This window comes from Ensifer sp. (assembly GCF_035999135.1).
Taxonomy (GTDB): Bacteria; Pseudomonadota; Alphaproteobacteria; order Rhizobiales; family Rhizobiaceae; genus Ensifer.
The window spans coordinates 1-11,893 of sequence record NZ_DASYGZ010000079.1 but is presented as its reverse complement, the minus strand read 5'-3'; the positions used below and the strand labels follow the sequence as shown (position 1 = coordinate 11,893).

13 protein-coding genes and 1 pseudogene are annotated in these 11,893 nt (G+C 61.2%); 12 read left to right on the top strand and 2 right to left on the bottom strand.

Going from position 1 to position 11,893, the window contains the following annotated elements; genetic code table 11:
• Positions 1-562 precede the first annotated feature (562 nt).
• The 8 genes and pseudogenes from VGO12_RS08870 (at position 563) to traG (ending at position 6,017) form a co-directional block, all read left to right on the top strand.
• Complete coding sequence (locus VGO12_RS08870; RefSeq protein WP_327512368.1) at positions 563-1,189, top strand: acyl-homoserine-lactone synthase; 627 nt, start codon at positions 563-565, stop codon at positions 1,187-1,189.
• The gene (gene trbB / locus VGO12_RS08865) at positions 1,186-2,151 is read left to right on the top strand and encodes a P-type conjugative transfer ATPase TrbB (protein WP_327512367.1); all 966 of its coding nucleotides are present in this window, start codon (positions 1,186-1,188) and stop codon (positions 2,149-2,151) included. The genes VGO12_RS08870 and trbB overlap by 4 nt, the downstream gene beginning before the upstream one ends.
• Positions 2,141-2,518 (top strand): TrbC/VirB2 family protein, encoded by a 378-nt coding sequence (locus VGO12_RS08860; RefSeq protein ID WP_414650695.1) that lies wholly within the window; start codon positions 2,141-2,143, stop codon positions 2,516-2,518. The genes trbB and VGO12_RS08860 overlap by 11 nt, the downstream gene beginning before the upstream one ends.
• A complete protein-coding gene (locus tag VGO12_RS08855) occupies positions 2,511-2,810 on the top strand; it encodes a conjugal transfer protein TrbD (RefSeq protein ID WP_327512366.1) in 300 nt (99 codons plus the stop codon). The genes VGO12_RS08860 and VGO12_RS08855 overlap by 8 nt, the downstream gene beginning before the upstream one ends.
• 10 nt (positions 2,811-2,820) lie before the next feature.
• Positions 2,821-3,486: pseudogene (locus tag VGO12_RS08850) on the top strand (conjugal transfer protein TrbE); the annotation flags it as partial.
• Entirely contained in the window at positions 3,484-3,897 is a 414-nt protein-coding gene (gene traC / locus VGO12_RS08845; RefSeq protein ID WP_327512406.1) for a conjugal transfer protein TraC, read from the top strand. The pseudogene VGO12_RS08850 and the gene traC, both read left to right, overlap by 3 nt.
• A 4-nt stretch (positions 3,898-3,901) precedes the next feature.
• On the top strand, positions 3,902-4,117 hold the full coding sequence (locus VGO12_RS08840) for a type IV conjugative transfer system coupling protein TraD (protein WP_327512365.1): 216 nt from the start codon (positions 3,902-3,904) through the stop codon (positions 4,115-4,117).
• On the top strand, positions 4,104-6,017 hold the full coding sequence (gene traG, locus VGO12_RS08835) for a Ti-type conjugative transfer system protein TraG (RefSeq protein ID WP_327512364.1): 1,914 nt from the start codon (positions 4,104-4,106) through the stop codon (positions 6,015-6,017). Before VGO12_RS08840 ends, traG begins: the two co-directional genes overlap by 14 nt.
• A gap of 272 nt (positions 6,018-6,289) precedes the next feature.
• Here the strand turns inward: traG and VGO12_RS08825 are convergent, their stop codons facing one another.
• Positions 6,290-6,601 carry a DUF736 domain-containing protein gene (locus VGO12_RS08825; RefSeq protein WP_327512362.1) on the bottom strand — a complete coding sequence of 104 codons (312 nt, stop codon included), beginning with the start codon at positions 6,599-6,601 and terminating at the stop codon, positions 6,290-6,292.
• A 449-nt stretch (positions 6,602-7,050) separates the two neighbouring features.
• Between VGO12_RS08825 and VGO12_RS08820 the strand changes: the two genes are divergently transcribed.
• Positions 7,051-7,251, top strand: a complete 201-nt coding sequence (locus tag VGO12_RS08820; RefSeq protein ID WP_327512361.1) for a hypothetical protein — start codon at positions 7,051-7,053, stop codon at positions 7,249-7,251.
• A gap of 218 nt (positions 7,252-7,469) precedes the next feature.
• On the opposite strand, the gene VGO12_RS08815 is transcribed toward VGO12_RS08820, so the two are convergent.
• Positions 7,470-8,321, bottom strand: coding sequence for a DUF932 domain-containing protein (locus VGO12_RS08815; RefSeq protein WP_327512360.1), 852 nt, complete (start codon positions 8,319-8,321; stop codon positions 7,470-7,472).
• 609 nt (positions 8,322-8,930) lie between these two features.
• On the opposite strand from VGO12_RS08815, the gene VGO12_RS08810 reads away from it, so the two are divergent.
• The 3 genes from VGO12_RS08810 to VGO12_RS08800 all read left to right on the top strand — a co-directional run.
• On the top strand, positions 8,931-10,079 hold the full coding sequence (locus VGO12_RS08810; protein WP_327512358.1) for a mandelate racemase family protein: 1,149 nt from the start codon (positions 8,931-8,933) through the stop codon (positions 10,077-10,079).
• An 18-nt stretch (positions 10,080-10,097) separates the two neighbouring features.
• On the top strand, positions 10,098-10,727 hold the full coding sequence (locus VGO12_RS08805) for an SGNH/GDSL hydrolase family protein (RefSeq protein WP_327512357.1): 630 nt from the start codon (positions 10,098-10,100) through the stop codon (positions 10,725-10,727).
• A gap of 86 nt (positions 10,728-10,813) precedes the next feature.
• Positions 10,814-11,893, top strand: a 1,080-nt coding sequence (locus VGO12_RS08800) for an ABC transporter substrate-binding protein (protein ID WP_327512356.1), incomplete at its 3' end; no start/stop codon positions are given.

Sequence of the window (11,893 nt, the reverse complement as noted above, 5' to 3'; positions counted from 1 at the left end):
CAGTAGACCATCAATCGAGACCCATCAAAACGACCTCCCGAATAGGGTTCCTCGCGGGGAACAACCGCACTATGGACCCCCTTCTCATCGACGCGGCCCAGATCAGGCAGCACACCCAAAGTTCCCCGCGGGGAACTTCCAGACCATCACCGATAAGAATGCCCCTCCTTTTCCGTAGACCGCTCCAGACCGAGCGAGCCTCGAACAGGCGAACACCACCTGCCTAAACCGCTTGTGGAAGGTCTTGCCGAAAAGTTCCCCGCGGGGAACTTTGACGAGATCACCCTGACGAAGCATGACGCCGTGCAAGAGGTCCCGCCAGAGACTCGACAGAGTGCGGTACGCCCGACAGGTCTAGGGACCGGTCTGGCCCAAAAAAGTTCCCCGCGGGGAACTTTCAAACGCAAAGTCGAGACGAAGACCACTTCGACCCCGTTTACCGTGACTAATGGCGCTCGAATCCACTGCAATTGATGAGGCGAAATCTCAGAGACATTTTTGCCCCTCGCAGCGGTACCCTCGGTCGTAGAATTTCTCCTGCAACAACGGAGGAAGACGACCGATGAAGATCATTGCGATCAAGAATGGCAGTTCGGCGATCCTCCTCGATCGGATGTTCGCGCTCCGCGCAAAGGTTTTCGATGGGCGTTTGGGCTGGAAAGTTCTTGCCCGCGACGGTCGTGAGCGCGACCTGTTCGATGAATTCGACCCTGTTTACGTCCTGGCGGTAACCGCAAGGAATGACGTTGTCGGCTGCGCGCGCCTTCTTCCGGCAATGGGAAAGACGATGCTTTCGTCGGTGTTTCCGCAACTCGTTCAAGACCAGACGTTTTCTTCGCACGCTCGGATGGTCGAGAGCTCGCGCTTCTGTGTCGACACCACGATCCAACGAAAGGGCCGCAGCGGGCTTCATCACGTTACGCGCTTGATGTTCGCCGGCATCCTCGAATGGTGCCTTTCGCGCGGTCATACCGAGGTGGTCACCGTGACCGACCTTGCGGTCGAGCGCATTCTTGGACGTGCGGGATGGCCGCTTCGCCGTCTGGGACCAGTGCAGACAGTAGGCAAAGGCAAGGCACTAGCCGGCGTTCTCGCCGTGGACCGGGAGATCTTCGGGCGGGTCAAACCGCATGGATATATGTCGGATCTCAACCGCTTTTCGCAACACGGCCCAACGGTGTCGTCATGACACATAGCCGCTCGCTGCCCCGGCTCGTCCGCAAGCTCGAGGATGCACTTGGTCCGGCCATTCGCGCAGCGCTTGATGACCCAAACGTCATCGAGATCATGCTGAACTCGGACGGCAACCTCTACGTGGAGCGCCTCGGCCAGTCGATCGCGCACCTTGGTCAAATGGCTGCTGCTGCTGCCGAGATCGCGATCGGTAGCATCGCCCATGCAACCGGGACGGCGGTCGACGAACACAGGCCAATCGTGTCGGCCGAGTTGCCGATCGGTGGCCACCGCTTCGAGGGTTTGCTGCCGCCCATCGTCGCTGCCCCATCCTTCTCCATACGCAAACGCGCTTCGCGCCTTATTCCCCTCGAGCAATATGTGGTCGACGGTTTCATGACTGCTAAACACGCTCGGCTTCTGACGAGAGCTGTAGCCGAACGCCTCAACATTCTCGTCTCGGGTGGGACCGGCTCTGGCAAGACGACACTGGCAAATGCGCTCATCCTGGAGATCGCGACCGTCGCGCCGGATGACCGCCTTATCATCCTTGAAGACACGGTCGAGATCCGTTGCGGCTCGCAAAATGTGCTTGCGCTGCGCACCAGTGACGACATCGACATGTCGCGCCTGCTCAAAAGCACACTCAGGTTGCGACCCGATCGGATTATCGTCGGCGAGGTCCGCGACGCGGCAGCTCTATCGCTCCTCAAGGCATGGAACACCGGACACCCGGGAGGCATCGCGACTGTGCACGCAAATTCCGCGCGTTCGGCACTTCGCAGACTTGAGCAGCTCACGGCGGAGACGACCCGGCAACCGATGCACGACGTTATCGTCGAAGCCGTCGATCTCGTCGTCTCGATCGAACGCACAGCGACTGGTCGCCGGCTCGGAGATCCAATGCGCGTCGTCGGATACGACGGGGCGACCTATCGGCTCGAGCCCTATCAGGAAGGGGAACGACATGCGGCATGAAAGACGCTTTATCATGATGGCTCTCACGGGCCTCCTGATTTTCTCCGGCGGGGAACCTGCGCTCGCCGGTTCGGGCGGAGGCCTTCCCTGGGAAGGCCCGCTTGAGCAAATCCAGCAATCGATCACGGGCCCCGTCGCGGGTTTCATCGCTCTTGCTGCGGTCGCCGTCGCCGGCGGTATGCTGATCTTCGGCGGCGAACTCAACGATTTTGCCAGGCGCCTATTCTACATCGTGCTCGTCGCCGGCCTGCTGCTCGGCGCGACGCAGATCGTCCAGCTGTTCGGTGCGACCGGTGCGTCGATCGGCGACCATGCCTTGGCCACCACCTTCGGCCTCGACAAGCTGGGGGGCGTCGGCGATGCCTGAGGCGTTCTCACACCTTGAACGAAACCGTATCCATCGTGCGCTGTCGCGCCCAAACCTGTTGCTGGGCGCCGATCGTGAGCTCGTTCTCGCCACGGGGCTGGCAACCGTCATCCTGATCTTCGTCGTGCTGACCGTCTACTCGGCGCTGATCGGCCTCATCCTCTGGATCCTCACCATCGGCGCCCTCAGGTACATGGCAAAGGCTGACCCCCTCATGCGCAAGATCTACATGCGTCACGTGGGCTATCGGCGGACCTACCGTCCGACTTCGACCCCGTGGCGGAAGGGCTGACGGTGTCGCGATGGTCAACCTGGCGCGTTTCCGTTCCCCCGATCCTTCCTTTGCCGATCTGGTGCCTTATGCCGCCCTCGTCGACAACGGGGTCATCCTCTTGAAAGACGGCTCGTTGATGGCCGGCTGGTACTTCGCAGGCCCCGACAGCGAAAGCGCCACGGACCTTGAACGCAACGAAATATCCCGGCAGATCAACACGGTTCTCGCTCGCTTGGGTTCTGGCTGGATGATCCAGATAGAAGCGGTCCGCCTGGCCGCCGCCACCTATCCGGATGCCTGCCGATCGCATTTTCCAGATCCGATTGCACGTGCGATCGATGGCGAGCGCCGAGCACACTTCGAAAGGGAAGGGGCGCATTTCGAAAGCCGCCATGCCCTCATCCTCACCCAACGTCCCCTCGAAGCTAGCCGACGCGGACTCGGGAGATATGTCTACGCCGACCCTGAAAGTCGCAAGAAGGGTCCCGCCGACACGGCGCTTGATCTCTTTCGGACCCGCACCCGCGAGGTTGAGCAGTATCTGGCAAACTGGATCTCGCTTCGCCGCATGCAGACGCGCGAGCTCGGTCAAGGCGAGGGGGCGCGGCGGCACCGCTACGATGAGCTCTTCCAGTTCATCCGCTTTTGCATCACCGGGGAAAACCATCCGGTCAGACTGCCCGACATCGCAATGCGCCCTTGGATGCCGCTCCTTCGGAACGGCCGGGATGATCGTCAAAGGCGTTGGCCAAGCCAACGGACACTTTTGTCCCTGGATGGACGGGCCCATCTGCTCGAATTTCGTGCCGTTCCAACAACGCACGAAAGGACGATCGGAATGAAAAAGCCTTCTTCGAGGATTCGCGAAGAAATCGCCAAGCTTCAGGAACAGTTGAGGCAGGCTGAAACCCGCGAAGCTGAACGGATCGGCCGGATTGCCTTGAAGGCCGGTCTCGGGGAGATCGAGGTCGATGAACTCGAACTGCAATCCGCCTTCGAAAAACTCGCGGCACGGTTTCGGGAAAGCGGGAGAACGGCAGTCCAAGGGACCAAGACGCCGTCGCTCAGGCATGGCGCGCCTCAGGGCGGCGCTGAAGGGGCTTGAGCGAATGGCGCGCGCAGGCACAATCGACGCCCGGAGGAAGGACACGCGGGAGAAGATCGAACTCGGCGGTCTCTTTGTCAAAGCGGGCTTGCGCTACGAGACGCGCGCGCTCCTCCTTGGAGCCTTGATCGATATTGGCGAGCGCCTGAAGTTCGACGATGGCGAGCGTAGTCGGCTGACGAAACTTGGCGCGGAGGCCTTTCGAAATGGGTGTGAGTAGGATCGCGCTTGCGGCCTCGCCACTTGCCTTGATGATCCTTGCTCTTGTCGCAACGCAGGGCGTCGGCGACTGGCTGTCGTCTTTCGCAGGGCGGGAGGCCGGACGCCTGGCGTTTATCCAGGCGGGCATCGCGATTCCCTCTGTTTCAGCGGCGCTCGTCGGCGTCATTTATCTGTTTGCGGCGGCCGGATCCGCCACCGTCCGCCTTGCGGGTTGGGGCGCATTCGGGGGAGGGTTGACCGCTGCCGCTGTCGTCCTCATTCACGGCTTTCCACAGACGGGCCACGCTCAGTCCTGGAAGTTCCACACGCTGGACCTCGAACCGGCAGCGCTCGTCGGAGCCGTGGCGGCGCTTCTATCATCGACCTTCGCATTGCGGGTCGCGATGACAGGAAATGCCGCCTTCCCCAAATCTGCGCCGAAGCGCGTTCGCGGAAAGCGCGCCATCTACGGTGAAGCCGAATGGATGAAGCTCTCATCCGCGAAGCGGCTCTTTCCGGAGGTGGCGGGCATCGTGATCGGAGAGGGCTACCGGGTCGATGAGGACGGCGTTGCGGCCACGCCATTTCGAGCAGACAAGCGCGAGACCTGGGGCGCTGCCGGCCGATCGCCGCTCCTATGCTTTGACGGTTCTTTCGGCTCGTCGCACGGCATCGTTTTTGCCGGGTCAGGCGGGTTCAAGACGACATCGGTAACGGTACCGACGGCGCTCAAGTGGGGAAGTACCCTCGTCGTGCTTGACCCCTCCAATGAAGTGGCTCCGATGGTGATCGACCATCGCAAGGCCGCCGGCCGGGACGTTCGGATCCTCGATCCAAAGAAACCCGACGGAGGCTTCAATGCGCTGGATTGGATCGGCCGCTACGGCCGAAGCAAGGAGGAGGATATCGCCGCGGTTGCCTCCTGGATCATGAGCGACAGCGGTCGCGCGATCGGGGTGCGTGACGATTTCTTCAGGGCGTCCGGACTGCAGCTGCTGACCGCGCTCATTGCCGATGTCTGCCTCTCTGGGCATACGCGCGAGGAAGACCAGACACTCCGGCAAGTTCGAAGGAATCTCGCAGAACCGGAGCCGAAGCTGCGCGAGCGGCTCCAGACCATTCACGCCAACTCGGGCTCGGACTTCGTGAGGGAAAACGTCGCCGCATTCGTCAACATGACGCCGGAGACCTTTTCGGGTGTCTACGCCAACGCGGTCAAGGAGACCCACTGGCTCTCCTATGAGAACTACGCGGGCCTGGTCTCCGCCAGGAGTTTTTCGACCGAGCAATTCCTGGCCGGATCGCTTGATGTCTTCATCAACATCGATCTGAAGACGCTGGAAACACATTCGGGTCTTGCTCGCGTCATCATCGGATCCTTCGTGAACGCGGTCTACAATCGCAATCGCTCAAGCGACGATCTGGTTTTGTTTCTTCTCGATGAGGTTGCCCGCCTCGGTTACCTGCGCATCCTCGAAACGGCACGCGACACCGGCCGCAAGTACGGAATATCACTTACGCTGATTTTTCAGTCGATCGGCCAGATGCGCGAGACGTTCGGCGGCCGCGACGCGACCAGCAAATGGTTCGAGAGCGCAAGTTGGGTCTCCTTTGCCGCCATCAATGATCCCGAGACGGCCGAATATGTTTCAAGGCGCTGCGGCACGACGACCGTCGAAGTCGATCAGGTCAGCCGCAGTTTTCAATCTCGAGGGGCGTCGCGCACCCGCTCAAAGCAACTTGCTGCCCGGCCGCTCATCCAGCCGGACGAAGTGCTGCGCATGCGTGCCGACGAGCAGATCGTGTTTACGGCGGGCAATGCGCCCCTTAGATGCGGTCGCGCCATATGGTTCAGACGCAAGGACATGCGTGGCTGCGTCGAGCAGAACAGGTTTCATGCTCCGTCGGAGCCCACCTGAACTTTCCAGGCGCCCCATCACGAACATGAATCGATCAGGCCGGATCGATTCAAAACTCTCGTTGGACCAGATTCCGAGCATGAGCGACTCTCATCCCATGCTCACTCAGCCCTACCACCTTTATGCCGAACGCAAGGATGGCGAAGAACATGGCCAGGTATTGCGCCATGGACATTTCGCTGGACCTGTTCGGTCAAGCATGTCTCACGAGGCGGTGAGGTCGTAGTTGCTGGATCAAATGAGGCCCCGCCCGAAGGCGGGGCCAGTTGGGCTTAATCCCTGTTGGGCCGTGACCAGATCAGCTGGTAGCCATCCTCGCCTTCGACTGCCGCAAGCGTCGCGTAGATCGGAGCGGGAAAGCTTGGATCATCGAGCTTGACCGAGAGGTAGTCGCGACCGGTCTGCTCGGAGCTTTTCTGCCAGGCCGCCCCGAACTCGACGTTGCCGGCGTAGATGCGGAAGTGAGGGCCTTTGTCGGAGGGAGATTCGATCCGGGCGATGCGGGCCTTGACGTTGAGGGCCAGGGTGCGGATCGAGCCGTTGAAGCCATTTTCGGTCGAGGTGAAAGTGCCGATGGTTGCCATGTCGAAGTTCCTTTCTGTTGTTTCGGGCCGCGCCCTTCGCGGCCTCGATGGCTGTCGAAAGGACCGGGGACGATCGGACCGCACCCATTGGGCCGCAACGAAATGGAGGACGGCAAGGAGCACTTTTGTTGGCTGGTGGGAATGGCGGCCTGCGCCGCCAAGGGCAAGAAAAGAGCGCCTGCCGTTGCGGGCAAACGAGCGAGGCTTCAGCCGTTTTCCGGTCAGACGTGCCTCATCGAGCCCGCGCAGGGAGCGCCGGAGCACAGAGGAAACATCTCGTTGGAAACGAGCCCAATCACTGGTCCGGAACTGTCGGCGGCTCGCCACTACCGCCGAATGTCGTCGGCGCCGACTTTCACAATGGATGTCTCCATCCTCGATCAAGGCACAGCTGCGACTGCATTGCTGCGCCAAATCGTTTTGACAGCGATTCGTGGCTTGGAGGAGACATGCGTCAGCAGACAAGACCGTTCATCGTCGAAATCAAACAGTCCAGAAAGCCGCAGAACAAGGCGCAAAAGACGTCGATCTGGGGAAGTATGGATCTCAGCATAGCCGACGAACCACGTGTAGCCATGCCGGCAGAGGGTCCGTCGGCCGCCACCGAGGTCGTCAGTCAACTTCCTGGTAAGCGCCCTTCCGTTACCTGATGGATGCTCCCAGCGTCCTTCCAATCCGAGCTTCTGCATTTGCGGTCCGGCCAGCCGGTCGAACGTTTTCGTTCGCCATAGGCGGCATCCGGGGCCATTTGTTAGGGGTGGGCAGGGGAGTTTGAGGGGCGGGGCTCTGGGGCGCCCCTCAAGACACGGGATGGCCTCGCGTCCAGTTGGATCACCGGACGCAAGGATATCAATCGGCCGCGAGAACGTCAGCGGCGGAGCAACGCGGCCATCCTTTCCCCAATCAGCCAAAGAGCTTTGTTGAGCTTGATGTCCTGATCGATGCCGTTGATCGGTCGAGACGTCGATCGACGCGCTCTGCCGAATTCGTCACGCCTTGTACCGCGCAATCCGCCCTTGATGCTGTTCTCCTGAACGACATTCCACACGGTCCAAAGATCTTCTGCCCGATCCTCGACGCGGCGAGGCGCCAGTAATTGTTCCGGCTTGATCGGGGTCGTCGCCAAGCCTTCGGCGTCACCAAAACGGACGAGGTGCGCGGCCTCGGCCAAGACTTCCCTTGCCTCACGCCTCATGTTCAAGCCCGACCAGTCCTGCGGCGCCGCGAGGGTGCGTTCCGCTTCTCCAAGCACGCGATAGGTTCCATCGATCACCTTGCCTTGAACATCACCGGAGTGTCGGACCTTGATCGCATCGATCGTTCCGGTTTGTGCAACGAGCGAATTGAGGCAGCACACGCGGAAAAGCCCCGCGAGTAATTCGTAAGCGCTTGTTCCATCGTTTGCGTTCTTGAGAAGGATTTCGCATACGGTATCGCCGACGTGATAGACGTTGCCATCATCGAGACGGCGAAGCCGGATGAGGTGCTTGGTAAAATTCGCCTTCCCCTCTGTGCGGCTGACAGACTGGCGCGCTCCGACCGGCATGAAGCCCTCTTTCATGAGGCCACGCAGGATCTCAATTGTCGGGATCGGCTTGAAGCGATCGGAGCGGCTTTCGTGCGCCGAGGTGGCAAAAATCGAGGGTGCGATGCCACGCATCTCGTCTTCGGTGAGAGCACGTCCAGTGTCGAAGCGGGCGGTTCTAGCGTACATGCTCATTGTCATTTCTCCTTTTCCTTAGGACTGGGCAGCAGGGCCGCGTCCTGCTTCCCGGGGCCGCGCGAGCGGTGGGGACGGAAGGGGAAACAGTCTTTGCGGGGAACCGCCTGCACGAGAGCGGGAGCGAAGGAAGGTGGGCGAAAGGCTGTTTGGGGGAGAGAAGGGGCAAAGATCCTCGGCCCCCTCAGCCGATCGACCCGATCGGCCAACCAACAATGAAGCGTATCGGAGCTTTCAGCATAGCGCCGCCTCAGCGGGAAAGCGGGAATTCGCGTCACGCGAAGGGCGGAAAAAGGGCCGCCGCAGGAGCTTCAACATAGTGGCCCGAAGGGGAAGCGGGACCGACTGCCCCCGCCTTGAGCGTTCCCCAATCCTGTCATCCGACTGTCTCGCACAGTCGCTCACGAGCAGTCCACCGCAACCAGATGGGCGGCTGGCGGTAACGATTCTCGAAATGACCCGGCAACGGTGTCTACCGACGCGCTCAACCTATCAGATATTTATCGCAAACCTGTCATACATGTTTGACAAGTTTAGCGACATCTGCCTATTGTCACATTAGACAAGTTAGCGCGATCAAATCGTTGCTTTTCGCATACCGGAGGAACAATGATCATCACCGACGTCGACGTGCGGATCTTCCGCACGACCACACGCCGCCACTCGGACAGTGCTGGTCACGCGCATCCCGGCCCGCCGCACCAGGTCGAGCAGGCGATGCTGACAATCCGCACCGAGGACGGTCACGAGGGGCATTCCTTCACGGCGCCGGAGATCGTCCGTCCGCATGTCATCGAGAAATTCGTCAAGAAGGTCCTGATCGGCGAGGACCATCGCGATCGCGAGCGGCTGTGGCAGGATCTCGCTCACTGGCAGCGCGGTTCCGCAGCACAACTGACTGACCGCACCCTGGCGGTGGTCGACTGTGCGCTGTGGGATCTGGCTGGGCGCACCTTGAACCAACCTGTCTACAAGTTGATCGGCGGCTATCGCGACAAGGTTCTCGCCTACGGCTCGATCATGTGCGGGGATGAACTCGAAGGTGGCCTTGCAACGCCCGAGGATTATGGTCGGTTCGCCGAGACGCTGGTCAGGCGCGGCTACAAGGGCATCAAGCTGCACACCTGGATGCCGCCTGTCAGCTGGGCACCGGATGTGAAGATGGACCTCAAGGCCTGCGCCGCCGTTCGCGAAGCGGTGGGACCGGATATCCGCCTGATGATCGACGCCTTCCATTGGTATTCCCGCACGGACGCGCTCGAGCTTGGGCGGGGGCTGGAGAAGCTCGGCTTCGACTGGATCGAAGAGCCGATGGATGAACAGTCGCTGTCCTCCTACAAGTGGCTTGCCGACAATCTCGATATTCCCGTCATTGGTCCGGAGAGTGCCGCCGGCAAGCATTGGCACCGTGCCGAGTGGATCAAGGCTGGCGCCTGCGACATCCTGCGCACCGGCGTCAACGACGTCGGCGGCATCACGCCGGCGCTGAAGACGATGCATCTTGCCGAAGCCTTCGGCATGGAGTGCGAAGTGCACGGCAACACCGCCATGAACCTGCATGTCGTTGCCGCCACCAAGAACTGCCGCTGGTACGAGCGCGGCCTGCTCCACCCGTTCCTCGAATATGACGACGGGCACGACTACCTGAAGTCTCTGTCTGACCCCATGGATCGCGAGGGCTTTGTGCATGTCCCGGATCGCCCGGGTCTGGGCGAGGACATCGACTTCAATTTCATCGAAACCCACCGCGTTCGGTAACGGGCGAGGGAACCTGTGATGAAGACCGTACTTGCCTTCGGAGATAGCCTGACCTGGGGTGCAGACCCGGCAACGGGCCTGCGTCACCCGCCGGAAGGCCGCTGGCCCGAGGTGCTTAGCGAAACGCTTGCGGGGCGGGCAAAGATCATCCCCGAGGGGCTCGGCGGGCGCACCACCTGTTACGACGATCACGCCGGTCCCGCATGTCGCAATGGCGCCAAGGCGCTGGAAGTGGCGCTTGCCAGCCACATGCCGCTCGACCTCGTCATCGTCATGCTTGGTACCAACGACATCAAGCCCGTGCATGGCGGGCGGGCGGAGGGAGCGGTTTCCGGCATGCGCCGGCTCGCCCAGATCGTCGAAACCTTTCCCTACAAACCCAAGGGAGCGACGCCGAAACTTTTGATCGTCGCGCCGCCTCCCTGTTCGACCGGTCCCGGCGGACACCCGGCGGCGGGCCGCAGCGTGGCTGAATCCGAGCGGCTGTCACCGCTCTATCGCAAGCTCGCGGACGAGCTCGGCCATCGGTTCTTTGATGCCGGTTCGATCGCGCGTGCGTCTGAAACAGACGGTGTGCATCTCGAAGCCGCAGACACGGCCGCCATCGGACGGGCGCTCGCCGTACCCGTCGGCGAGATTCTGGGCTGATCCGGTCTCTGCCTGTGGAGGAACAGGCGGGCGGATCTTTTATTAGGAAGGTCGGTTCCCGCGTGGACGGCCGCAAAGGAGGAAGCATGAAACACTTTCTAGCAACGGTCGCATTCGGCGCGCTTCTTGCCACGTCGATGCCCAATTTCGTCCTCGCCGAAACGCCTGAGGATCAGCTCGTCGTTGCAACGACCATGAGCAACATCCTCACCCTCGACCCGGCCGCTATCACCGGACGCGAGACGGTTCAGGTGCTGAACAACATCTATGACACGCTGGTGGTGCTCTCGCCTAAGGACCGCAGCGTTCAGCCTCGGCTGGCCGAACGCTGGGAAGTGGCCGACGACCGCATGTCGATCCGCTTCCATCTGCGCAGCGACGCCAAATTCGCGTCCGGCAATCCGGTCACCGCCGAAGATATTGCATGGAGCCTGAAGCGGCTGCTCGCACGCAATCTGGCGCAATCGTCCTTCCTCAAGACCCGCGGTTTCACACTCGAGGCCGCCGACAAGGCATTCGTTGCCGAAGACGATCGCACGTTCGTGCTGCATCTGCCGAAACCTGACGACCCGAACCTGCTGCTGATGATCCTTGCGCAGAATGGCCCCGGCTCCATCTTCGACAGCAAGACGGTGCTCGAGAACGAGAAGGACGGCGACCTCGGTGCCGCGTGGCTGACCCTGAACTCCGCGGGTTCCGGTCCTTTCACGCTCACGCAGTGGAAGTCGAACGAATACATCATCCTTACGCGAAACGACGACTACTGGGGCGAAAAGGCTGCAATGAAGCGAGTGCTGATGCGCCATCTGCCCGAATCCCAGTCACAGAGGCTCCTTCTTGAAAAAGGCGACATCGATGTTGCCTACTCGCTGCAGGCACCGGACCTGAAGTCGCTCGAGACCGATGAGGCTGTTGCCATCGCCTCGACGCCGGGCTCCGGCTTCTACTATCTCAGCGTTTCGATGAAGGACGAGAAATTCGCCAACAAGAAGGTTCGCGAGGCGCTGCGCTATCTCATCGACTATGAAGGCCTCGACAAGGCCGTGATGCCTTACTATGGCAAACTGCATCAGCGGCCGCTGTCGACGGGTGTGCTCGGCGCCTTGCCGGACGAAGGCTACAAGCTGGACGTCGCAAAAGCCAAGGCCCTGCTCGCCGAAGCCGGC

Coding starts and splice junctions, on each gene's coding strand:
- VGO12_RS08825 (WP_327512362.1), bottom strand. CDS start 6,601: ATGGCAACCATCGGCACTTTCACCTCGACCGAAAATGGCTTCAACGGC.
- VGO12_RS08815 (WP_327512360.1), bottom strand. CDS start 8,321: ATGAGCATGTACGCTAGAACCGCCCGCTTCGACACTGGACGTGCTCTC.
- trbB (WP_327512367.1), top strand. CDS start 1,186: ATGACACATAGCCGCTCGCTGCCCCGGCTCGTCCGCAAGCTCGAGGAT.
- VGO12_RS08840 (WP_327512365.1), top strand. CDS start 3,902: ATGGCGCGCGCAGGCACAATCGACGCCCGGAGGAAGGACACGCGGGAG.
- VGO12_RS08810 (WP_327512358.1), top strand. CDS start 8,931: ATGATCATCACCGACGTCGACGTGCGGATCTTCCGCACGACCACACGC.
- VGO12_RS08870 (WP_327512368.1), top strand. CDS start 563: ATGAAGATCATTGCGATCAAGAATGGCAGTTCGGCGATCCTCCTCGAT.
- traG (WP_327512364.1), top strand. CDS start 4,104: ATGGGTGTGAGTAGGATCGCGCTTGCGGCCTCGCCACTTGCCTTGATG.
- VGO12_RS08860 (WP_414650695.1), top strand. CDS start 2,141: ATGCGGCATGAAAGACGCTTTATCATGATGGCTCTCACGGGCCTCCTG.
- VGO12_RS08855 (WP_327512366.1), top strand. CDS start 2,511: ATGCCTGAGGCGTTCTCACACCTTGAACGAAACCGTATCCATCGTGCG.
- VGO12_RS08805 (WP_327512357.1), top strand. CDS start 10,098: ATGAAGACCGTACTTGCCTTCGGAGATAGCCTGACCTGGGGTGCAGAC.
- traC (WP_327512406.1), top strand. CDS start 3,484: ATGCGCCCTTGGATGCCGCTCCTTCGGAACGGCCGGGATGATCGTCAA.
- VGO12_RS08820 (WP_327512361.1), top strand. CDS start 7,051: ATGCGTCAGCAGACAAGACCGTTCATCGTCGAAATCAAACAGTCCAGA.